The sequence below is a fragment of the Demequina maris genome (genome assembly GCF_000971155.1).
GTDB lineage: Bacteria > Actinomycetota > Actinomycetes > Actinomycetales > Demequinaceae > Demequina > Demequina maris.
Genome location: NZ_BBLX01000012.1, coordinates 1 through 21,338 on the forward strand (window position 1 = coordinate 1; position 21,338 = coordinate 21,338).

Here is a 21,338-nt window from a genome sequence, read left to right on the forward strand (position 1 = left end):
AGCGACGCCTCGGCCCGCTCAGCCCTCGAGCAACGCCACCGCGAGGGAGCGCTCGACCCAGCCCGCGTACGCGTCGATCGACCATCCCTCGACCTCGACGAGCTGGGCGTAGGTCTGCGGATGCCCGATGCTCCAGATGATCGCGGCGACGTCCTCGCGCGGCAGCTCCCGGGCGCCCGGGCGCTCGCGGAGCTGTTCGGCGGCGCGCCCGTAGTTCGCGAGCCGCTGGGAGGCTCGACGCCGCTCCAGCTCGGCGATCGAATCGTCGTGCGCGGCGGCTTCGCGGATGAGCCGGATCACGGGCGCGACGCGCGGCTGGGACTCCGCAAACCACGTCGCGAGCACCGCGACCATCTCGCGAGCCGTGGAGGTCGCTCCTGCCCTCTCCGCCATGAACTCGGGTACGCGCCGCGGCGCCCCCGGACCCGCGGCTACGGCGTCCAGCACGGCATCGAGGACCTCACGCTTGCTTCCGACCGCGTTGTAGACGGTCTGCACGGCCACGTCCGCCGCTCGCGCGATGTCGCTGATCGACGTCCGGCCGTACCCCTTCTGAACCATGAGCCGATGTGCCGCCTCGACGATGCGCGAGCGCGTGGCCTCGGCGTGCCGGCGATGGGCACGGGATCCGCGAGAGGTCTTGACGTCATCCACGGAACTAGAATAGCGTTCTAGTGAATGGAACATGGTTCCATCAAGCGCGTGTCCGGAGGTGCGCGATGGACGATCAGCACGATGTCGTGGTCATCGGAGGCGGCCAGGCGGGACTCGCCGCCGCGTACCACCTCAGCCGGGCGGGAGTCGACCACGTCGTGCTCGACGCGGGCGCCTCCCCCGGCGACCAGTGGCGCAGACGCTGGGACTCGCTCCGCCTGTTCACGCCCGTCCAGCACTCGACCATGCCAGGCCTTCCCTGGGAGAAGCCGCGCGGGTACTTCCCGACGAAGGACGAGGTCGCGGACTACCTGGCACGCTACCGGGAGGTGCACGGGATCGCCGTGCGGCACGGCGCGAGGGTGACCCGGCTCTCGCGCGACGCGGGCGGTTTCGCGCTCGAGACGTCGACCGGGGCCCTGGCGGCGCGCTCGGTGGTGGTGGCGACCGGCGCGACCTCGCTCCCGCACGTGCCGGACGTCGGCGCCGGACTCGACCCGAGCATCACCCAGTTGCACTCCGACAGCTACCGCTCCCCTGCTGACGTGCCCGGGCGGCGCGTCCTGGTCGTGGGTTTCGGGACGTCGGGCGCCGAGCTCGCGGTCGACCTCGCACGGGCCGGCCGCCAGGTGACCATCGCGGGTCGCCCCACACCCCACCCGCCCGACGCGCTGCTCGCCGTCGCGGGCGGTGCATGGTGGGTCATGATCACGAAGGTGCTGAATCGTCGCACACCCCTCGGCCGCAGGGTCGCGCCGCGGGCGCTGGCGCACGGCGCACCGCTGATCCGCATCTCCGCACGTGACGTCGCGGCCGCGGGCGTCCGCCGGGCGGGCAGGATCGACGGCGTCGACAGGGGCCTCCCCGTCGCCGATGGCGCGCCGCTCGACGTCGATGCCGTGCTGTGGTGCACCGGCTACCGCGGGAACCTGTCGTGGATCGACATCCCCGCACTCGAGCGCGACGCACACGGATTCCCGGTGGCGCCCTTCGGCCTCGTGCCCGAGGCGCCGGGGCTCAGCTTCGTGGGGATGCCGTTCCAGACTCGGTTGGCCTCTCCGCTGCTAGGCGGCGTGGGCGAGGACGCGGCCAGCGTGGTGGCGGCGCTCGCTCCCGCGCGCGCTCTCGTGCCGGGGGCGGGCTGACGGATCCTCAGGCTGCTCGCCGGCAGCTCGAGACCGGCGGTCGCTCACCGCGCGCTGCGCGCCTCGAGCACGCCCCGCACCAGCGCCCGACACCACTCGGGTCGCTCGGTGATGTCGCGATAGGTCAGCCGCACGGTCTGGATGCCGACCCGCGCCAGGTTGGCGTCGCGCCGCAGATCGCGTTGCCTGCTCAGCGGGTCGGTGTGGAAGGCGGCGCCGTCGAGCTCGATCGCGGTCATCGTGGCGGGGTCGTACATGTCGAGGCGGTACGTCTCCCCCGCAGCGCGCACGAGGTGCTGGCGGAGCAGACGGGCGAACTCCTTGGTGTTGAAGACGTTCCGCAGGCCCTTCTCCTCGAGGTAGCTCTCGGCTCCACGTGCCGCGGAGTCGATACGCCGGGTGAGCTCCTTGCGTGCGAGACATCTCGGCACCCGCTCGAGCGCCGCCTGCAGCCCGCGCGGGGTAGTGAAGCCGGTGCTGAACGCCCGGTGGACCGCGGTCGCCCGACGGTCGCGCGGCAGCATCCCGTAGCCGAAGATCACCGCTAGGTCGGGGCCCACGACGGTCGCCCGTCCGAGCCGCACGGTGGGTGGCGTGTATGTGAGCCGGCGGAGCCGGATCCAGGACGGCGGGTAGGGCCGCTCCGCATGCGGGATGGCGATCTCGATCTGGGCGGGCGGATCGGTGACGAAGCCCCACAGGAACATCGCGGCGACTCCCGACAGCGCGGCGTTCGGTCCTGCCCACAGCAGAGCGGCATCGACCCTCGCGGTGAAGGAGTCGGCGTGCACGGCGCCGACGTAGACGTTCGGGAGGAGTCGCACCGCCTCGCCTCGTGCCACGGAGGTCCGCGCCTTGCGCTCGGAGGACAGCCCTACGAGCTCCTCGAAGGTGAAGGCCCGGGGATACCGCCGCAGCGTCTCGGCGAGGGAGCCGGTGGCGTCGGCGGTCGGGAGCGACCTGAGGTGAGTCATGGCTCCGTTGTAGGCGGGGCCGCGCGCGCGGCGGGCGCTTCACGGCGCGCTCGGGACGGCGGAGGGCACCACCGCGGGCTGGGGACATCGGTGCGCCTGGACGGGGCGAGCGTCGCTCAGTTCCCCGCAGGAGTCGGAAACCTCTGAAAAGCGTCGCTGAGTTCCCCGCAGCGCGGCGGGGATGGTGCCGCAATGGAGGCGGGCGGCGCGAGGGTGGGGCGGGGTACAGCAGAGGGGGCAGGCGGGAGGCTAGGCCGCGCCTTGCTCCTCCAGCGGGCCCTCGAAGGCCGGGCGGGCGCGGTCGAGGACCGTCTCGCGGGTGACGATCACGCGGGCGATGTCGTCGCGGCCGGGGACCTCGAACATGGTCTCCTGGAGGACCTCCTCCATGATCGCGCGCAGGCCGCGGGCGCCGGTGCCGCGCTCGAGCGCCTGCTCCGCGATCGCGCGGACGGCCTCGTCGTCGAACTCGAGCTCGACGTTGTCCAGCTCGAACATGCGCTGGTACTGCTTCACCAGCGCATTCTTGGGCTGCGTGAGGATGCTGACCATTGCGTCGACGTCGAGCGGGTTGACGGTCGCGATGACCGGCATGCGGCCGATGAACTCGGGGATCAGGCCGAACTTGTGCAGGTCCGTGGGCGTGACCTCGGAGAACAGGTCCGTGTTGTCCTGCTCCTTGAGCGTCGCGCCGAAGCCGATGCCCTTGCGCCCCACCCGCGAGCTGATGATCTCCTCGAGGCCGGCGAAGGCGCCGCCGAGGATGAACAGCACGTTGGTAGTGTCGATCTGGATGAACTCCTGGTGCGGGTGCTTGCGCCCGCCCTGCGGCGGCACCGAGGCCACCGAGCCCTCGAGGATCTTCAGCAGCGCCTGCTGCACGCCCTCGCCGGACACGTCGCGCGTGATCGACGGGTTCTCGGCCTTGCGGGCGACCTTGTCGATCTCGTCGATGTAGATGATGCCGCGCTGGGCCTTGTCGACGTCGTAGTCGGCGGCCTGCAGCAGCTTGAGGAGGATGTTCTCGACGTCCTCGCCCACGTAGCCCGCCTCGGTGAGGGCCGTGGCGTCCGCGATCGCGAAGGGCACGTTGAGCATCTTCGCGAGGGTCTGCGCCAGGTACGTCTTGCCGGTGCCGGTGGGGCCGATGAAGAGGACGTTGGACTTGGCGATGTCCACCTGGTCCTCGTCGCCCTTGAGGCGGGTCTCCCCCGCACGCACGCGCTTGTAGTGGTTGTACACGGCGACGGACAACGCCCGCTTGGCGCTGTCCTGGCCCACGATGTACTGCCCGAGGAAGTCGAAGATCTCGCGGGGCTTGGGAAGCTCGGTGAGCTCGGCCTCGACCTGCTCCGCGAACTCCTCCTCGATGATCTCGTTGCACAGCTCGATGCACTCGTCGCAGATGTACACGCCCCCGCCCGCGATGAGCTTGCGCACCTGCTTCTGCGTCTTGCCGCAGAACGAGCACTTGAGCAGGTCGCCGCTGTCGGCGGGTCGGTTCATGTGGGGGCTCCTCTCACGAACGCCGTCGTGCCACTCCAGGCTACCCACGCCCTCCGACATGCGGGAGACGGCGCGCCGAGCCCGTCAGGCCCGATCCTCGCTAGCAGGCACAACGATGGAACGCTCCGGGGAATCGTGACCTTCCCGACACGCGCCCGAAACGCACGAGGGGCGCCGCCGCGGATCGCTCCGCGCGCGGCGCCCCTCGTGGACGGCCGGCAGATCCCTACGAATGGATGATCTGCGTGCCCTTGCGGGACTCGAGGACCTGGTCCACGAGGCCGTACTCCTTGGCCTGCTCGGCCGAGAGGAACGTGTCGCGCTCGATGTCCTCGCGCACCTTCTCCGCGGTCTGACCCGAGTGGAAGGCGAGCGTGTTCTCGAGCCACTCGCGCATGCGGAGCATCTCCTCCGCGTAGATCTCGATGTCCGAGGCCTGCGCACGCGCGCCGCCCTCGATGCGCGGCTGGTGGATCATGACGCGGGCGTTGGGCAGCGCCAGGCGCTTGCCCGGGGTGCCCGCGGCGAGCAGCACCGCCGCGGCCGAGGCCGCCTGGCCCAGGCACACCGTCTGGATCTCCGGCTTGATGTACTGCATCGTGTCGTAGATCGCGGTGAGCGCGGTCTGCGAGCCGCCGGGCGAGTTGATGTACAGGGTGATGAGGCGGTCCGGGTCCTGCGACTCGAGGACGAGGAGCTGCGCCATCACGTCGTCCGCCGAGGCGTCGTCGATCTGCACGCCGAGGAAGATGATGCGGTCCTCGAACAGCTTCGCGTACGGGTCCTGGCGCTTGAAGCCGTAGGCCGTGCGCTCCTCGAACTGGGGAAGGATGTAGCGCGACGTGGGGGCGTCGTAGGCCCCGCCGCCGAACTCGCCGGCCGTGCGACCGGCCGCCTGGAACGCTCGCTGGATCTCGCTCACGCCTTGCCTCCCTGGGACTTGTCGCCGGCCTCGGCCGCGTGCTTGATGACCTTGTCGACGAAGCCGTACTCGAGGGCCTCGTCCGCCGTGAACCAGCGGTCGCGGTCGGCGTCCTTGGTGATCTGCTCGATCGTCTTGCCGGTCTGCGCGGCGGTGAGGTCGGCGAGCACCTTCTTCATGTGCATGATGAGCTCCGCGTTGATGCGGATGTCCGTCGCGGTGCCGTAGATGCCGCCCGAGGGCTGGTGCATCATCACGCGGGCGTGGGGCGTCGCGAAGCGCTTGCCCGGCGCGCCGGACGAGAGCAGGAACTGGCCCATCGAGGCCGCCATGCCCATCGCGACGGTGGCGACGTCGGGCTTGATGTACTGCATCGTGTCGTAGATCGCCATGCCCGCGGTGATCGAGCCGCCGGGGCTGTTGATGTACAGGTAGATGTCCTGGTCCGGGTCCTCGGCCGCGAGCAGCATCATCTGGGCGCAGATGGCGTTCGCGTTGTCGTCGCGCACCTCGTCGCCCAGCCAGATGATGCGCTCGCGCAGCAGCCGGTTGAAGATCGAGTCGTTGAGCCCCATGCTGGGCCCCTCGCCTCGGGCCGTGATCTCGTTCACGTGTCTCCTCCTGTCGAGCGTCCTGGTCGACAGTAACGCGCACGACCGACGTCACGATGCCGTTACCCCCCTGGTTTCGCTACGGGGTGAACCGCTACGGTCGACGCGGGCGCGAGGGACGCCCGCGATGAGGGGACACGCATGCCGACGCACGACGACCCGTTCCTGCAGGCCCAGAGCGAGGGGACGATGCGCCCGGTCCAGCCGAGCGCGCCGGGTCCGGACAGCTGGGAGCCCGAGCCCGTCTCCGAGATGACCGTGGCGCCGCCCGCGCCGGTCTCCACGGGGAGCATCCCCGTGCTCGACGACGCGACCTCGCCGACCCCGCCCCCGGCCTACGCGCCCACCGGCTACGCCGCGCCCGCGGCGCAGCAGCCGTACTACGGCGGGTACGCGGCGCGACCCACGAAGACCTGGATGAACGTCACGTCCCTGGTCTGCGCGCTGCTCGTGCCGGTGGTCGGCTCGCTGCTCGCGATCATCTTCGGCCACCTCGGCGTCGCGGCGTCCAAGCGCGGCGACGCGGACTACAAGGGCATCGGCATCGCCGGCCTCGTCATCGGCTACCTGGGCCTGCTCGCCGGCATCGCGTACTTCGTCATCGCGATCGCGCTCGTCGCGTCGAGCTCGACGGTCACGGTCCAGTAGCGCCACCCCGAGGCGGGATCAGGGCCGGATCCGGCGCGCGGACGATGCGCGGGCACGGCCCCGCTCGCTAGCGTCGAGGAGGAGCCGCCACCGGGGCGGCGAGGAGGACGCCATGACCAACGCACCGCAGGACCCGTACGGTCCCACCCCCGACCAGGGCGGCGTCCAGCCGCAGCAGCCGATGTACGCGCAGCAGCCCCCGGCCTACGCGCAGCAGCCCGCGCCGCAGGCCCAGCCGCCCGACGGCGGCTACGCCCCCGCATCGTCCCGCGAGAAGAACTGGATGGGCACCACGTCGCTCATCCTGTCGCTCGTGGGCCTGTTCACGTGGTTCACCGCGATCGCGGGCATCGTCTTCGGCCACCTCAGCCTGAGCGCGGCCAAGCGCGGCGAGGCGGACAACCGCGGCACCGGCCTCGCGGGCCTCATCATCGGGTACGTCATCACGATCCTCGGCATCGTCGCGATGATCGTGCTCTTCGTCGCGATCGGATGGATCGCGAGCGAGTGCGGCGGGGACAACCCCGCCGACTGGTGCACCGAGACGGCGTAGCGCCGCCTCCCCGCGCCTCCGCGGCCCGCCGCCGCTAGCCTGAGGGAAGGTCCCGTAGTCGCGCCCTAAGGAGGGACGATGTCCACGCCAGACGAGAACGAGAAGCCGCCGGAGCCCACCCCGGCGGAGCCCACCGCCTACGAGCCCGCGCCGTCGACCGAGCCGACGCCCGCCGCGCCCGAGCCGGCGGCCGCGCCCGAGCCGACGGCTCAGCCGAGCGCACCCGCGCAGCCCGCCGCCGCATCGGTCCCCCCGGCCGCACCGCCGTACCAGCAGCCCGCGCCCCCGTATCAGCAGCCGCAGCCCGGCTACGCCCAGCCGGGACCCGCGCAGCCCGGGTACGCGCAGCAGCCGCAGCGCCCGCCGGGTCAGTCCGGCGCCAAGACGTGGATGAACATCACGTCCTTCGTCACGAGCATCCTGGGCCTGGGCCTGGTCGGCGTGATCTTCGGCCACCTGGGCGTGTCCGCGTCGAACAAGGGCGAGGCCGACCTCAAGGGCCTCGGCATCGCGGGCCTCATCCTGGGCTACGTGCAGATCGTGATCGGGATCATCGTGCTCATCGCGGTGATCGTCGGGATCGCGAGCTGCGCCTCCGACCCCGAGTGCGTCGACTGGTGGACAAGCATCCAGAACGAGCTCGACAACGCGATGGCCGCCTGAGCGGCCAACCCGGCAAATCCCCGGCAGACGGCACGAGGCCCCGGCCACCTTGCGGTGACCGGGGCCTCGTCGCGTCTGCGAGCGGGTCGCGAGGATTACTCGGCGGCGGCGTCGGCGGCCGCGGCCTCCTCGGCCTTCTCGTCCTCGATCGAGCCGATGACCTCGGAGAGGTCCACCGCGGCGCCCGCGGTGTCGACCACGGTGGCGCGGCGCAGAGCGAAGGCGGTGGCCTTCGAGCGGGCGACCTCGGCGACCATGGCGGGGATCTGGCCGGCCTGCTCCACCTGCTGGATGAAGGTGCCCGGGTCCATGCCGTACTGGCGCGACGAGTTGATCAGGTAGTCGAGGAGCTCGGGCTGCTCGACGTCGATGTCCAGGTCGTCCGCGAGCTGGTCGAGGAGGATCTGGGTGCGGAGGGCCTTGGTGGCCTCCTCGGTGACCTCGGCGCGGTGCTCGTCGTCCTCGAGGCGGTTCTCGTTCTCGAGGTGGTTGTGCACCTCGTTCTCGATGACCTTCTTGGGGAGCTCGAACTCGGTGGCCTCGGTCAGCTTCTCGAGGAGCTTCTCGCGGGCCTCCATGGCCTGGTTGTTGGTCTTGATGCGCGCGGCCTGCGACTTGAGGTCGTCGCGGAGCTCGTCGATGGTGTCGAACTCGGAGGCGAGCTGCGCGAAGTCGTCGTCCGCCTCGGGGAGCTCGCGGGTCTTGACGGCGGTCACCTTGACGGTGATCTGCGCGGTCTCACCGGCGTGGTCGCCGGCCGCGAGCGGGCCCTCGAAGGTGGTCTCCTCGTCGGCCGAGAGGCCGGTGATGGCCTCGTCGATGCCCTCGAGCATGTTGCCGGCGCCCACCTGGTAGGAGGTGCCCTGCACGGTGTCGATGGTCTCGTCGCCGATGACGGCGGTGAGGTCGATGGTGACGAAGTCGCCCTCGGCGGCGGGACGGTCGACGCCCACCAGGGTGCCGAAGCGCTCGCGGAGCGCGTCGAGGCGCTCGGCGACGTCCTCGTCGGAGACGGCGATCGGCTCGACCTCGATGGTGAGGTCGGCGGCGGCGGGGAGGGTCACCTCGGGGCGCACCTCGACGACCGCGGTGAACTCCAGGCCCTCGTCACCCTCGACGATGCCGGGAACCTTGGTGACCTCGACCTCGGGCTGGCCGAAGGGGCGGATGCCGGTCTCGCGGACGGCCTCCGAGTACCAGCCGGGCAGGCCGTCGTTGACGGCGTGCTCGATGATCGCGCCCTTGCCCACGCGCTGCTCGAGGACCTTCGCGGGGACCTTGCCCTTGCGGAAGCCGGGGATCTGGACCTGCTTGCCCACGTGCTCGTAGGCGTGCTTCATGCTGTCGGCGAGGTCCGCCTCGGTGAGGTTGACCGTGAGCTTGACGGTCGTGGCGTCGATCTTCTCGAGGGCGCTGGTCACTACGTACTCCTGGCGTCGGTTGTGTGGGGCCCGCGGAGGCTCCGGTGGCTCCCGCTGTTCGGGCAACCCTGCAATCGTACGCGCCGCACGGGCAACGGCCAATTCGACGGACATACCTCGCGATGCGGAAGACATTCGGGACGATGCGGAACGGCGGCCCCCGCTCCTCTTGACGACCGCGCCGGGTGGGCGTACCCATAGGCGCCATGGACGATGATCGTCAGGCCGCGCTCTCGGAGCTGGTCACCGCCGTGCACCGGATGATCCGGGTGACGGTGGCGGCGCACGGGGACCGCACCGCATCGTCCACGCGCCAGCTCCTCGCGACGCTGCACTCCGAGGGCGCGATGTCGATGCGCGACCTCTCTGCGGCCCTGCGCATCGCGGCCCCCGCCCTCGCCCACAGCGTCGCGATGCTCGAGGACCGCGGCCTGGTGGCGCGGCATCTCGACGCCGGCGGCAGCCGCTCCGACATGGTCGCGCTGACGGACGCGGGCAGCGACGAGGCGGAGGCGTGGCACGCGCAGCTGTCCGCGATGATCCTGCCGGGGCTCGCGCACCTCACCGACGAGGACTGGGCGGTGATCGCCGGGGCGGCCGCGCGCATCGCGTCGTTCGACGGGGACGCGCTCGACCCCGAGCCGCCCGCGCCCCAAGGGCCGCGTCCCGTCTGAGCCGGGGATCCCGCCTACAGGAACTGCGCCGGGTCGAACTCCGCGATCGGGATGATGCGCACGCGCGGCAGCGTCTCGTTGAACGCGTGCACGTCGTACTCGAGGTCGAAGAACTCGAGGCCCTGCTCCTGCAGCTCGATGAAGCCGCTGTTGCGGAACTCGACGAAGCCCGCGAGCCCCACCCGGCGGCCGTCGAGAAGGTCCTCGACGCCGTCGACGAAGTCGCCGTCGTTGCTCACCAGCACCACATCGGCGTCGCGCTCGCGCAGCGCCTCCATGGTGCGCTGGATGGCGATGTCGACGACCTTCTCCCCCGCCGAGCCGGACAGCGGCACCGGCCGGAAGCCGATCGCGAGCAGCGCCTGCACGAACGTCATGGGCAGCTCGTTGTTGGCCGCGAGGAAGAACAGGCCCTGCGCCTGCTGACCCCACCGCTCCTCGACGTGGCGCAGCACGCGCTCCCAACGCGGACGCTCCTCGGGCCGCGGCCGGCGGCCCAGGATGGAGGTGCCGAGGGTGGCATCGATGTTCTCGCCGTCCACGAGGACGTAGGTGACGCGCTTGTGAGCCATGCCGCGAGCCTACGCTGGCTTAGCCTGACCGCATGAGCGATCCGCGCATCGTCCCTGCCAACCAGGCCTCCCGCGACGACCTCGACCTGATCATGAGCGAGGGTGGCGACGCCAACTCGTGCCGCTGCCAGTGGTTCAAGCTGGCGCAGTCGCGGTGGCAGTCCACCGGGCGCGAGGCGCGGGACGATGCGCTGGCCGAGCAGGCCGCGTGCGGCCGGCCGGACGCGGCCGCCACGTCCGGCCTCGTCGCCTACGTGGGCGAGGAGCCCGCCGGCTGGGTCGCCGTCGAGCCGCGGCTCGCGTACCCGCGGCTGAGGACCGCGCGCATCCCGTGGACCGGCCGCGACGAGGACAAGGACGATGCGGGCGTGTGGGCGGTCACGTGCTTCGTGGTCCGCAAGGGCTTCCGTGGGCGGGGGCTCGCGAAGGAGCTGGCCGTGGCCGCCGTCGCGCATGCCCGCGCGCGGGGCGCGACGGCGGTGGAGGGCTATCCGCGGGCCGAGGCCGGGACGGCGTCCGACCTGTTCGTGGGGTCCCTGTCCGTGTTCGCCGCCGCCGGGATGACCGAGGTCTCCCGCCCCACCCCGGGCCGCGCCGTCATGCGCGTGGAGCTGTGATGCTCGCGGCGGCCATGGTGCTCGCGGGCCTGGCGGCGCTCGTGCACGCGTACATCTTCTGGCTCGAGTCGGTCGCATGGATGCGGCCGTCGACGCGGCGCGTGTTCGGGATCGCGTCGGAGGACGATGCGCGGGTCACGCGGGCGCTCGCCTACAACCAGGGCTTCTACAACCTGTTCCTCGCGGTGGTGACGGTCGTGGGCATCGTGCTCCTGGCGACCGGCGCGACGGCGGCCGGGGCGGCGCTGGTCTACGCCGGCTGCGGGTCCATGGTCGCGGCGGCGCTCGTGCTGATCTCGGGGTCGAGGGCCTATGCGCGGGCGGCGGCGATCCAAGGGACTCTGCCGCTGCTCGCGGTGGTGGCGCTCACCATCGCGCTCGTCTGAGACGCGCGGTTCAGCGCGCGATCTCACGCACCTTGGGGCCGGACATCGGCAGCCCGGCGAGCGGCGCGAGCAGGCAGACGTCGAGCGCGCCGACCGCCATGAAGACGACGGCGGGTGCGAGCAGCCACATCCACGCGCCTCCCAGCACCACCGCGACGATGCCGAGGGCGATTCCCGCGAGCGACCGGGTCCAGCGGCCGGCGGGTGAGCTCATGAAGCGGACGAATGACATGAGGGTCTCCTCTCGCCTTCGAGGCTATACCCGGGAGGGTATCGGTGCGAGGACTCCGCTCGTCAGGCCTCCGCCTGCTTGGCCTCGAGCCGCTCCTTCGAGGCCGCGCGCCACACCTTGACCCCGGCGTCGGCGTTGAGCAGCGCGATCCCCACGCCGACGACGATGTCGGGCCAGCCCGACACCCACGCGAGCGCGATCGCGGCGGACGCGATGATCGCGACGTTGGCCAGCGCATCGTTCCGTGCGGACAGCCACGCCGCGCGGGCGAGCGAGCCGCCCGCGTGGCGGTGGCGGGCGAGGATCGCGGCCGCCGTCAGGTTGGCCGCGAGCGCGCCGAGGGCGGTGACGGTGAGCGGGACCGTCTCGGGGCGCGTGGGGTCGAGGATCTTCGCCACGGCGGTGACGAGCGTGACGAGGGCGGGCACGAGGATCACGATCGCGAGCGCGTGACCCACGCGCGAGCGCCGGTGCAGCGGCCATGCCGCGGCGAAGAAGATCAGCAGGTTGAGGATGCCGTCCTCGAGGAAGTCGATCGAGTCCGCGACGAGCGCGACCGAACCGATGAGCTGCGACACCGTGAACTCGACCACCGCGTAGGCGAGGTTGATGAGGGCGACCGCGAGCACGGCGCGGCGGAGCGGGTCGAGGCGAGCCATGCGCCCAGGATGCCAGGCGTGCCCGCGTGCTCGGCGCCGCTCAGCCGCTGCCCGGCGCGCACCGCGGCGGCGCCGAGTTGCCGCTGATCGTGAAGTCCTCGCACTGCAGGTAGTACGGGTGGAGCCAGCCCAGCAGCGCGCTGAGCGCGGCGATCGTGACGAGGGCGCCGGCGGCCGCGACCCAACCGCGTGCCGGGACCGACTCGATCAGGTCAGGTCGGACGGTCCGGAGCAGGACCCACACCATCGCCGGCAGGCCGAGCACCGTGACGACCACGCCGAACCACCGCACCAGCTCGGCCAGGAGGGGATGCTGGCCCGTGGGGGCGAACTCGGCGACGATCCACACGGTGGGCAGCAGCAGGCTGGCCAGCACCCACCGGCTGACCGGCGGACCGCTCTGGCGGAGCAGCACGACGATCAGGGCCGCGGTCGCGGCCGCCCACACCATGAGGATCTGCTCGAAGAACACGCGGCCCCACGCGCCGAGGGTGAACGCCGGCCACCAGATGATGGTCGACACGGCGACCACGAATGCGCCGACCGTGCGGCGCGTCCGCGTTGTGTGGCGATCGGTGCCGCCCTCCGCATCGTCCGGCCGCGGTCCGTCCTCCGTCGCCATGGCGCCCCCCTGGTGTCGCGCTCTCCTCAGTGAAGCACCGCCGCGCGACGCGCGCGCGGAGACGGTAGTTGACACGTCAACACTCCGGCCCTACATTTACTTCAACCTACAAGCATTCAAAGGATCTCCCTCATGGACACCGTCTTCCTTATCGCCCGCGTCCTGCTCGCGGTCATCTTCCTGCTGTCCGCCGTCGGGCACGTCGCGAACGCGAACGCGATGGCGCAGTACGCCGACTACAAGGGCGCCCCCGGCGGCAAGGCCGGCGTGATCGCGTCGGGCATCGCCATGGGCGTCGGCGGCCTCATGATCCTGCTCGGCGTGTACGGCGAGATCGGCGCGCTGCTGATCGCCGCCACGCTGATCCCGATCACCTTCTTCATGCACGCGTTCTGGAAGGAGTCCGACCCCCAGGCGCGCCAGACCGAGCAGATCTCGTTCAACAAGAACCTGGGCCTGATCGGCGGCGCACTGGCGCTGTTCCTGCTCTTCGCGAGCCAGGGCGCGGCCGCGGGGCTCACCATCACCGAGCCGCTCATCACCATCGCCTGAGCGGCACCGGCGATGCCGAAGGGGCGGGCCGATCGGCCCGCCCCTTCGCGCGTGCGAGCGGGTCGCCTACCGCGGATCGCGGTGGTCGGGGTGACAGGATCGAACCTGCGACCCTCTGGAGGATCCGGCCACCTTCCGGACCGTCGCGCACGTCTCGGAATCTCGCAAGCTCCCTGGTGTGGTGAGGGAGCCGGGCGTTTCGCTCATTCCGGCTGCACCCGGTCGCTTCCGGTCGGTCACGGCCGAATCTGATGGGTTGGTGAGGGGCGCGCGATCCTCAGCACGGCGGTCCTTGGCCAGGTGCGGCGCACTGCCTGGTCGTCGCGGGCGATTTCGGCATTCCAACGATCAGCGCGCCTTCGCAACCCGATGCCCACGAGGACTGGCCGAGAACCAGCCCGTGCTGCCGTCGGCGATCAGCCGCGGAGCCAGGCCCAGGCCGCATCCTGATCGTCGAAGTATGCGGCTTCCTTCGCGCAGAAGGGCGCCGCGAGATGAGCGAGGCGCTCTTCCCACTTCTTGTGGCCGACGATCGCCATGCGCGCGATCCTCTCGTGGTATTCGTGCCCGAAGTGGAGGTCCGCACCCCACGCCCCCGCCTTCTCCCAGCGGAAGTCGGTGAGGTCGAGCATCACCTTCACGGTGTCGTGCTGCTCGAGCGCGGATGCCACCGCGGGAACGAGGACCTCGTCATAGTCGGCCTTCGTGACATCGCCGGAGACGACGAAGCCGAGGGCGCTGCCGGTGCTGCGTTCCGAAACGGAAATGGTCATCAGATTGTTCTCCATCCAGTGCTTGTCAGGTCACGGCTCGCCGCTAGTTCGGCAGCACCAGGTTGACCCCGTTGGGGGTGATCTGATCCAGCAGTCCGAAGAAGGAGGCCAGTGCCGCGGCATCCCCGGTGACGGTGGTGTCGCCGGCGGACCCGGCGATGAACGCACCCAGCACCTGCTGCTTCGTCCCGGCGAGGACCACGTCGGCATCGTCATCGATGACGTCCTCGCGGAACGCGGCGACCTGGTTGCGGACCCGGAACGTCCCCTTCTCGCCCGTGTCGGTCACGTCGATCCCGACGACCAGCCCGACGCCCTGGGCGCGCTCGGCGTTGAGACGGACGCGGAAGGTCTTGAGGATCTTCGTCGTCGGCAGCACCGCGACGATGGCCGGGTCGGCGAAGTTCCACACGATCGAGCGGTCCAGGGTGCCGTCGAGTTCGCCGGCGGCCGAGAGCGCCATGCACCGCCAGTAGATATTGGTCTGCAGGTACCCCCACTCACGCAGCGCCTTCGCCTTCAGCCCTCGCGCCTCGGTGTCGTCCGGGTCCACGCGGGTCACATGCGTGAGCAGCTCGGCCGCCCACCCGTAGTCGCCGGCATCCAACGCCGTCGACGCCTGCGCCACGACCGCGTCGCGCCCGCCGATCGCGTCGACGTACCGCCGCGCGAGGTCGGAGAAGCCGGGGCGGGCGAGCTCGGTCGCGTCAGCCTGGTACCAGCCCAGCAGGCCGGTGTAGACGTTGCGGACCGAGTGCGCGACCGTGCCGTAGTACTCCATGAGCCACGGATCGCGGGCCAGGTTGTCGGGCAGGATCACCTTCTCGGCGAGCTGCTCCATCTTGTAACCGAGGTTCATCCAGTACACCGACTGGTCGAACACGAACTGGATCGCGTCACGGTAGTTCGTGATCCGCTCCACGATGAACTCGTTGCCAACCCACGCACGCATGTGCGACCCGGAGTAGGTGTCGGACTTCTCCGCATAGGGCAGCAGCCGGTCGATGCCGCCGGCCCACTTGCTCGGGTCCCGGAACCCGGTGCCACGCAGCGTGTACAGGTTCGGGAACGTCTCGCCCTGTATCGTCTCCGACCCATGGACGTGGCGGTACTCGGGCACGTACAGGCAGATCTCATCGGTATCGGCATCCCCGTACGCCCCGAAGAACACGACCTCGACACCCGCGATCGTGATCGTCAACGGATCGAACTCGGGCACCTCGACAGTCGGCAGGAACAGAGACAGCTGACCGGCGGTGAAGCTGGGGCCCAGACCGATGTTGACGAACCCCTCCTCCCCGCGTCCCAGGTAGGGGCCGGAGTAGGCGGTGCGCTGCGAGAGGATGTTGCCGACCACGCCGGTGTCATTGATCAGGTTGGTGACGAAGTTCTCCGATGCGATGATCGCGACCTCGCCCGACGCGACCTGCTCATCGGTGACCCCCCAGCCCTTCGCACCGAACGCGTGGTCCGGATGCCGGTGCGAATAGACGACCGCCTTCACGGGCAGATCGCTGAACTGCGCGAATGCCGCACGGGTCGCCGCGGCACGGCCGTCGTTCTCTCCCGGGTCGACGATGATCAGTCCTTCATCGCCCACGATGATCATCGTGGAACACAGCTGGAACCCCGACGCGTGGTAGATGCGCCCCTCGACGACCTCGAAGATCGTCGGGTCCATCTGCCGAGCCCACGCCGTCTGCGCCGGAGCCACCTTGGACGACTCCTCCGTGAACGCCAGATTGCCGCCCGGATCGGCCCACACCACCTTCGCGAGGTGCTTCAGCACCTCGGGGTTCGTGAAGATCTCCGGATCCGTGCTGCGGACCAGACCACCCAGGTCGTTGTGCTGTGACATGTCACGGCCTCCTCTTTGAGACTTGCTGCTCGCGACCACACGGTCAGCCCGACCACGACTCACCGACCTCACGTGCGCTCACGCAACCAGAACGATGGCGGAGCACGGGGGCGAATCCACCGACTCGAAGCCGAACTGGCCCAGTTCCACGTTGCCACCGGCATCGGGACCGGGCTAGGCCCTTGGTCCCACTGGATCAGCCTGGCCCTCGGCCCCGCCCACTTCTCTGTCCGGCAGGTAGCGCCTGGCCCGACTGCCGCCACGACAGGGACTGTCCGCGGCCTCGCGGCACGTCTTGCCTGCTCGTCACCGAGGCGGCCCCACCCCGGAGGTTCGGAGTGGGCGCCCACGACGTCCGGGACCCGCCGGCACGATCGTCCGCTTGCCGGAACGGCAGCCTTGAGCAAGGGCCCGAGAGAGGCCGAAGTGATGAGTTCTTGATGACGTGGCCGTGCCTCACCAACCAGGAAAGTCCTGGGAACTCACGAGTGACCAGGACTTTCACCGTCGGGGTGACAGGATTTGAACCTGCGACCCTCTGCTCCCAAAGCAGATGCGCTACCAAGCTGCGCTACACCCCGTCGCGCCCGATCGGGGCGCGTTGTCCCTCGCTCGCGCGAGGCTCCGCTACTCTAGTACGCGCCGAGCGCGCGTCAGCGCCGGTCGGCTTCGCGGGTGTAGCTCAATGGTAGAGCCTCAGTCTTCCAAACTGATCACGCGGGTTCGATTCCCGTCACCCGCTCGCGTCGCACGAGGGCCCGCTCCGTCAGGAGCGGGCCTTCGTCGTTCCGGGGCGGCACCGATGCGCCACGAGGATGCGCGGCGGACGATGCGGTCGGCGCGTTACAACGCCGCCCACGCCTCGCGGCGCACCATCACGCGGTCGAGCGCCCGCAGGAACCGCGCAACGGCATCGTCGTCGATCGTGAGCGGCGGCTTGATCTTCAGCACGTTCTTGTGGTCCCCGGTGGGCTGCACGATGACGCCCTCGTCGAGGAGCGCCTCGCAGATCGCGAGCGCGCCGGCCGGATCCGGCTCGTCCGGCCCGCCGTGCACCACCTCGACGCCCAGGTAGAGCCCCATCCCGTGGACGGCGCCGAGCGCGGGGAACCGATCGCACAGGCCGAGCAGCCCGCCGCGCAGCCGCTCCCCCACCACCCGCGCGTTCTCCTGCAGGCCGTCCTCGTCGAGCACGCGCAGGACCGTCGACCCGACCACGCAGCTCACGGGGCTCCCGCCCGCCGAGGAGAAGAACGAGCCCTCGACGGCGAACGCCTCGGCGATCTCCCGCGTCGTGATGACCGCGCCGAGCGGGTGGCCGTTGCCCATGGCCTTCGCGACCGCGATCACGTCCGGCACCACGCCCTGCTGCTCGAAGCCCCAGAAGTGCGCGCCGAGCCTGCCGTAGCTCACCTGCACCTCGTCCGATACGACGATGCCGCCGCGCGCCCGCACCGCCTCCGCGAGTCCCGCGAGGTAGCCGTCGGGCAGCAGGATGCCGCCGCCGTTGCCGAAGATCGGCTCCGCCACGAGGCCCGCCAGGGCGACCCCCGCATCGTCCAGCTCCGCGAGCCGCGCGAGCGCGTCCTCGAGATAGCGGCCCGCGTCGGCGCCGCGATGCCGGCCGCGGTAGGTGTTGGGCGCGTCGAGCAGGCGGACCCACTCAGGCCTCGACTCGAGCGCGCCCGGGTTGTCCCCGAGCGACGTCGAGATCGCATCGGCCCCCACGGTCCAGCCGTGATACGCCTCGGTGAGCGCGAGGATGTCGGTGCGGCCGGTGGCGGCGCGCGCGACGCGGATCGCGAGGTCGACCGCCTCCGAGCCGCTGTTGACCAGCAGCACGGAGTCGAGGCCCTCGGGCGCGCGGGCGGCGAGCTCCTCCGAGAAGGCGACCACCGCCTCGTAGTGGAAGCGCGAGTTGGTGTTGAGCAGCCGCAGCTGGCGGTCGACGGCGTCCGCGACCCGGGGCTCGCCGTGGCCCAGGATCGCCACGTTGTTGACCATGTCGAGGTAGCCGCGGCCGCGGGTGTCGAGCAGGTGGTGGCGCCAGCCGCGCTCGATGCGCGGCGGCGCATCGTAGTAGTGCTCCTGGACGCGGGCGAAGGACGCGTCGCGGGCGGCGAGCAGCGCCTCGGGCGTGGGGGACGACGCGAGGTTCGCCGGGACTCGGCCGAGCAGCGGGGCGGGGTCCGGGCAGAGCGCCGCCCACGCCTCGTCGTTGCCAGGCGCCATGCGCGCGGGCGGGGTGAGGCCGGGCAGCACCGACTGCCACAGCAGCACCACGGCCGCGCCGTCGCCGGCCGCCGCGGCGTGCGCGAGCGTCTCGCCCGCGACGACGCGCGTGCCCGCGGCGACCGCCGGCGCGACGCCGCGCAGGTGGACCGCCGGGCCGTAGTCGACACGGACGGCGAGCGCGTCGCCGTCGACCGCCGCCACGACGCCGCCGTTCGGGCTGACCACCGGGGTGCCCGGCGCGACGGCGATCGCTCGCCCCGCGAGCCGCGAGCGAGGCGTGCCCGCGCGTCCCGCGTCGGGGAGGAGGAGGTGCTCGTCGTAGCGGCTGAGCGCGCCAGCGCCGTCGCCGCGCGCCTGGGCCAGCGCGGCCCGCAGAGCGCCGGGCTCGAGCCACGCGCCGGCGTCGTACGCGGGGGACGTCACCGACAGGTCGGCCTCAGGCGCGTCGACCAGCCCGGCGATCATCGGCGTGAAGGTGCGCGAGGCCGGCTCGGGCACCCGCCCGAGCGCGTGCCGCACGAGCAGCTCGGCCTCGTCGAGTCCGAGCGAGAGCGCGCGCTCGAGCATGCGCGCCTCCAGCGGCCGTCGCGCTCGGGCGTAGTCGTTCGCGGGGTCCTCGGCCAGCACCCGCTCCCCCGCCGCCGCCAGCACCACCGCGCGCGCGACCACGAGAGGCCACAGCGCGACGACGTCCTCCTCAGCGAGCGGCGACTCGCGGTCGAAGGCGGCGACCGCGTCGAGCGAGTCCCGCACGGCGGCGCCGTCGTGCTGCAGGAGCGCGCACGCGAGGATGGCGGCCTCCCCGACCGTCCAGCCGAGCCCGACGTCGCCGAGGTCGATGATCCCGGCAACCGCACCGTCGCCGTCGACCAGCACGTTGTCCGCGGTGAGGTCGCCGTGGACGGCCTGGACGCGCAGGCGGCCGGCCACCTCCGCGAGGCGCGCACCGGCGGCCTCGAGCAGGGCCGCGAGCCGGGCGTGCTCGTCGGTCTCGAGGACGGGCGCGGCATCGTCGAGGACCTCCCGCGCGCGGCGCAGGTCCCACGCCCCGGACGCCAGGCCGGGGTGGTCGAGGCCCTCGAGCGAGCGCGTCACAGCCCCGGCGGTCGCGCCGAGCGCGGCGGGCAGGCCCTCCGGCAGCCGGGCGGCGCCGACGGGCGGCTCGCCGTCGAGGAAGTCGAGCAGCCGAGCGTGGGTCCCGTCCCCGAGCGGGACGATGCGCGCGCCGTCCAGGGCCGGATGCACGCGTGGCACGGCGGCGGCCACACCCGGGTCCGCCGCGAGGTGCGCGAGCGCCGCGTCCTGCGCCTCGAGCGAGTCGCGGGGCACGCCCGCATGCGAGACCTTGAGGAGCCGGCGCGTGCCGTCGGCAAGCGTGAGGAGGACGTTGCGGTCCTCGTTGCTGCCGAGGTCGCGGGCCTCGGCGAGGTCGAGGCCCCAGTCCCGCGCGGCGAGCGCACGCAGGGAGGCCAGGTCGTGGTCGGCGCTCATGATGAGCGCATCGTCGCACGACCGGCGGCGCTCGGCCCGCGACGCGCGCGACGCCGCGGGCCGAGCGAGATCTCGCTAGGCGGAGGCCTCCGTCAGCGCCGCGAGCTCCTCGGAGGTCAGCTCGAGCGTCATGGCGGCGAGCAGCGGCTCGAGCTGCTCGACGGTACGTGCGGACGCGATCGGCGCGACCACGGTGGGCTGGTCGCGCAGCCATGCGAGGGCCACGGCGGCGACGGGCACGTCGTTGGCCTCGGCCGCCGCGTCGAGCGCCGCGAGCACGCGGCGGCCACGGTCGTCGAGGTACTCGCCGGCCTGCGCGGCACGCTGGCTGTCGACGTCCTCGCCGTCGCGGTACTTGCCGGTGAGGAAGCCCTTCGCGAGCGCCCAGTAGGGCAGCACGCCGAGGCCGTGGCGCTCCGCGGCGGAGCGCAGCTCGCCCTCGAAGTCGCGCTCCATGAGGTTGTAGTGAGGCTGGAGCGCGACCGGACGGTGGAGGCCGTCGCGCTCGGCGATCGCGAACCACTCGTCGATGCGGTCGGCGCTGTAGTTGGAGATGCCGATCTCCCGCACGAGGCCCTCGTCCACCAGGCGCGAGAAGGCGGCGACGGTCTCGTCGAGCGGGGTGGAGGCGTCGTCGAAGTGCGCGTAGTAGAGGTCGATGCGGTCGGTCTGGAGGCGCGCGAGGCTGGCGCGCGCGGCCGCGGCGACGTTCTCCGCCGACAGGCCCGCGTACTGCGGATGCTGGCTCACCTTCGTGGCGACGAGGATCTCGTCGCGGCGCCCGCGGCTCGCGGCCCACTCGCCGATGACGGTCTCGGACTCGCCGCCGCCGTTGCCCTCGGCCCATGCCGAGTAGACGTCCGCGGTATCGATCATGACGCCGCCGCCCCCGACGAAGGCGTCGAGGATCGCGTACGAGGCGTCGCGGCCGGCGGTCCAGCCGAAGACGTTGCCGCCGAGCGCCAGGGAGGCGCGCGACAGGTCGAGGGTTCCGAGTGCGGTGGCGGTGATCTCTGCTGTCATGCAGATGTCAACGATCGACGCCGCGCGAGATTCCCGGACCGAGGACCTAGAACAGCCCGAGGATCACGCCCGCGACCGCGAGCGCCACCGTGTCGTGCGCGGTGTCGATCGCCGTGACCGCTGGGCTGCGCACCGCGAAGCCGTTGTGGATCGCGTGGGCGCCGCCACGGAACACAAGGCCGATGAGCGCGCCGAGCAGCAGCCCGCCCGTCCAGTCCTCGACGCCCAGGCCGTTCATCAGCATCGCCAGCAGGATCACGCCGAGGATGTTGAACGCGATGGTGCCGCCGAAGGCCGCCCCCATGTTGGCGTCCTTCATGAGGTCGTCGGTGACCCCGGCCTTGTCGCGCCATACCTTCCAGAAGCCCGCCGGCGAGTACCACCACCAGCCGATCGCGAAGCTCACGACGAACGCCACGAGCACCCCGATCCAGTCGATCCCGTCGAACGTGAACCAGTCCATGACCCCTCCCCGGGTCCACGGGTCGCCGCTGCGGCCCCTCACCGCGAGCGTATCCCCTGGCACCGACGCCCGTGCCACCGACGC

The 21,338-nt window shown here is 71.4% G+C and carries 23 protein-coding genes and 2 tRNA genes; 9 read left to right on the forward strand and 16 right to left on the reverse strand.

From position 1 onward, the window contains the following. Nucleotides 1–18 precede the first annotated feature (18 nt). Nucleotides 19–654 carry a TetR/AcrR family transcriptional regulator gene (locus AOM02_RS12060; protein WP_062299513.1) on the reverse strand — a complete coding sequence of 212 codons (636 nt, stop codon included), beginning with the start codon at nucleotides 652–654 and terminating at the stop codon, nucleotides 19–21. A gap of 65 nt (nucleotides 655–719) precedes the next feature. Here AOM02_RS12060 and AOM02_RS12065 point away from each other — a divergent pair, with 65 nt between their 5' ends. After that, a complete protein-coding gene (locus tag AOM02_RS12065) occupies nucleotides 720–1,799 on the forward strand; it encodes a flavin-containing monooxygenase (protein ID WP_062299515.1) in 1,080 nt (359 codons plus the stop codon). A gap of 44 nt (nucleotides 1,800–1,843) precedes the next feature. On the opposite strand, the gene AOM02_RS12070 is transcribed toward AOM02_RS12065, so the two are convergent. The 4 genes from AOM02_RS12070 to AOM02_RS12085 form a co-directional block, all read right to left on the reverse strand. Then, on the reverse strand, nucleotides 1,844–2,773 hold the full coding sequence (locus tag AOM02_RS12070) for an endonuclease domain-containing protein (protein WP_062299517.1): 930 nt from the start codon (nucleotides 2,771–2,773) through the stop codon (nucleotides 1,844–1,846). A 249-nt stretch (nucleotides 2,774–3,022) separates the two neighbouring features. Continuing rightward, nucleotides 3,023–4,279: an ATP-dependent Clp protease ATP-binding subunit ClpX gene (clpX, locus tag AOM02_RS12075; RefSeq protein ID WP_062299519.1), complete on the reverse strand. Its 1,257-nt coding sequence runs from the start codon at nucleotides 4,277–4,279 to the stop codon at nucleotides 3,023–3,025. 226 nt (nucleotides 4,280–4,505) lie between these two features. Beyond that, entirely contained in the window at nucleotides 4,506–5,192 is a 687-nt protein-coding gene (locus AOM02_RS12080; RefSeq protein ID WP_062299718.1) for an ATP-dependent Clp protease proteolytic subunit, read from the reverse strand. Nucleotides 5,193–5,197: 5 nt separating this feature from the next. After that, nucleotides 5,198–5,776, reverse strand: coding sequence for an ATP-dependent Clp protease proteolytic subunit (locus AOM02_RS12085; RefSeq protein WP_062299720.1), 579 nt, complete (start codon nucleotides 5,774–5,776; stop codon nucleotides 5,198–5,200). A gap of 177 nt (nucleotides 5,777–5,953) precedes the next feature. On the opposite strand from AOM02_RS12085, the gene AOM02_RS12090 reads away from it, so the two are divergent. The 3 genes from AOM02_RS12090 (at nucleotide 5,954) to AOM02_RS12100 (ending at nucleotide 7,676) form a co-directional block, all read left to right on the forward strand. Further along, entirely contained in the window at nucleotides 5,954–6,460 is a 507-nt protein-coding gene (locus AOM02_RS12090; protein WP_062299521.1) for a DUF4190 domain-containing protein, read from the forward strand. Between the two features lie 112 nt (nucleotides 6,461–6,572). Next, nucleotides 6,573–7,013 (forward strand): DUF4190 domain-containing protein, encoded by a 441-nt coding sequence (locus tag AOM02_RS12095; RefSeq protein WP_062299523.1) that lies wholly within the window; start codon nucleotides 6,573–6,575, stop codon nucleotides 7,011–7,013. Nucleotides 7,014–7,091: 78 nt separating this feature from the next. Beyond that, nucleotides 7,092–7,676 carry a DUF4190 domain-containing protein gene (locus tag AOM02_RS12100; RefSeq protein ID WP_062299526.1) on the forward strand — a complete coding sequence of 195 codons (585 nt, stop codon included), beginning with the start codon at nucleotides 7,092–7,094 and terminating at the stop codon, nucleotides 7,674–7,676. 95 nt (nucleotides 7,677–7,771) lie between these two features. Here the strand turns inward: AOM02_RS12100 and tig are convergent, their stop codons facing one another. After that, nucleotides 7,772–9,097 carry a trigger factor gene (gene tig, locus AOM02_RS12105; RefSeq protein ID WP_062299528.1) on the reverse strand — a complete coding sequence of 442 codons (1,326 nt, stop codon included), beginning with the start codon at nucleotides 9,095–9,097 and terminating at the stop codon, nucleotides 7,772–7,774. 206 nt (nucleotides 9,098–9,303) lie between these two features. Here tig and AOM02_RS12110 point away from each other — a divergent pair, with 206 nt between their 5' ends. Continuing rightward, the gene (locus AOM02_RS12110; protein WP_062299531.1) at nucleotides 9,304–9,771 is read left to right on the forward strand and encodes a MarR family winged helix-turn-helix transcriptional regulator; all 468 of its coding nucleotides are present in this window, start codon (nucleotides 9,304–9,306) and stop codon (nucleotides 9,769–9,771) included. 14 nt (nucleotides 9,772–9,785) lie between these two features. Here the strand turns inward: AOM02_RS12110 and AOM02_RS12115 are convergent, their stop codons facing one another. Then, entirely contained in the window at nucleotides 9,786–10,343 is a 558-nt protein-coding gene (locus tag AOM02_RS12115) for an NYN domain-containing protein (protein ID WP_062299534.1), read from the reverse strand. A gap of 32 nt (nucleotides 10,344–10,375) precedes the next feature. Between AOM02_RS12115 and AOM02_RS12120 the strand changes: the two genes are divergently transcribed. Continuing rightward, on the forward strand, nucleotides 10,376–10,960 hold the full coding sequence (locus tag AOM02_RS12120; RefSeq protein ID WP_062299537.1) for a GNAT family N-acetyltransferase: 585 nt from the start codon (nucleotides 10,376–10,378) through the stop codon (nucleotides 10,958–10,960). Next, nucleotides 10,960–11,346, forward strand: coding sequence for a DUF1304 domain-containing protein (locus AOM02_RS12125; RefSeq protein WP_062299540.1), 387 nt, complete (start codon nucleotides 10,960–10,962; stop codon nucleotides 11,344–11,346). The genes AOM02_RS12120 and AOM02_RS12125 overlap by 1 nt, the downstream gene beginning before the upstream one ends. A 10-nt stretch (nucleotides 11,347–11,356) precedes the next feature. Here AOM02_RS12125 and AOM02_RS12130 read toward each other — a convergent pair whose 3' ends face one another. The 3 genes from AOM02_RS12130 to AOM02_RS12140 form a co-directional block, all read right to left on the reverse strand. Further along, the gene (locus AOM02_RS12130) at nucleotides 11,357–11,578 is read right to left on the reverse strand and encodes a hypothetical protein (protein ID WP_062299543.1); all 222 of its coding nucleotides are present in this window, start codon (nucleotides 11,576–11,578) and stop codon (nucleotides 11,357–11,359) included. Between the two features lie 62 nt (nucleotides 11,579–11,640). Continuing rightward, the gene (locus AOM02_RS12135; RefSeq protein ID WP_062299546.1) at nucleotides 11,641–12,237 is read right to left on the reverse strand and encodes a cation efflux transmembrane domain-containing protein; all 597 of its coding nucleotides are present in this window, start codon (nucleotides 12,235–12,237) and stop codon (nucleotides 11,641–11,643) included. Between the two features lie 40 nt (nucleotides 12,238–12,277). Then, nucleotides 12,278–12,859: a hypothetical protein gene (locus AOM02_RS12140; protein WP_062299550.1), complete on the reverse strand. Its 582-nt coding sequence runs from the start codon at nucleotides 12,857–12,859 to the stop codon at nucleotides 12,278–12,280. 132 nt (nucleotides 12,860–12,991) lie between these two features. Between AOM02_RS12140 and AOM02_RS12145 the strand changes: the two genes are divergently transcribed. Further along, the gene (locus tag AOM02_RS12145; protein WP_062299552.1) at nucleotides 12,992–13,411 is read left to right on the forward strand and encodes a DoxX family protein; all 420 of its coding nucleotides are present in this window, start codon (nucleotides 12,992–12,994) and stop codon (nucleotides 13,409–13,411) included. Between the two features lie 416 nt (nucleotides 13,412–13,827). On the opposite strand, the gene AOM02_RS12150 is transcribed toward AOM02_RS12145, so the two are convergent. From AOM02_RS12150 to AOM02_RS12160, 3 genes are all read right to left on the reverse strand, one after another. Further along, nucleotides 13,828–14,199, reverse strand: a complete 372-nt coding sequence (locus tag AOM02_RS12150) for a SpoIIAA family protein (RefSeq protein WP_082105085.1) — start codon at nucleotides 14,197–14,199, stop codon at nucleotides 13,828–13,830. Nucleotides 14,200–14,227: 28 nt separating this feature from the next. Next, nucleotides 14,228–16,081 (reverse strand): alkyl sulfatase dimerization domain-containing protein, encoded by a 1,854-nt coding sequence (locus AOM02_RS12155; protein ID WP_228373846.1) that lies wholly within the window; start codon nucleotides 16,079–16,081, stop codon nucleotides 14,228–14,230. Between the two features lie 468 nt (nucleotides 16,082–16,549). Beyond that, a tRNA-Pro gene (locus AOM02_RS12160) sits at nucleotides 16,550–16,623 on the reverse strand. Between the two features lie 90 nt (nucleotides 16,624–16,713). On the opposite strand from AOM02_RS12160, the gene AOM02_RS12165 reads away from it, so the two are divergent. After that, nucleotides 16,714–16,784 (forward strand) — tRNA-Gly (locus AOM02_RS12165). Between the two features lie 101 nt (nucleotides 16,785–16,885). Here AOM02_RS12165 and AOM02_RS12170 read toward each other — a convergent pair. The 3 genes from AOM02_RS12170 to AOM02_RS12180 form a co-directional block, all read right to left on the reverse strand. Further along, nucleotides 16,886–19,768, reverse strand: a complete 2,883-nt coding sequence (locus AOM02_RS12170) for an aminotransferase (protein ID WP_062299561.1) — start codon at nucleotides 19,766–19,768, stop codon at nucleotides 16,886–16,888. A 75-nt stretch (nucleotides 19,769–19,843) separates the two neighbouring features. Further along, nucleotides 19,844–20,791 (reverse strand): aldo/keto reductase, encoded by a 948-nt coding sequence (locus tag AOM02_RS12175; protein ID WP_062299564.1) that lies wholly within the window; start codon nucleotides 20,789–20,791, stop codon nucleotides 19,844–19,846. Between the two features lie 46 nt (nucleotides 20,792–20,837). Further along, nucleotides 20,838–21,254, reverse strand: coding sequence for a DUF1761 domain-containing protein (locus AOM02_RS12180; protein ID WP_062299566.1), 417 nt, complete (start codon nucleotides 21,252–21,254; stop codon nucleotides 20,838–20,840). Nucleotides 21,255–21,338 lie beyond the last annotated feature (84 nt).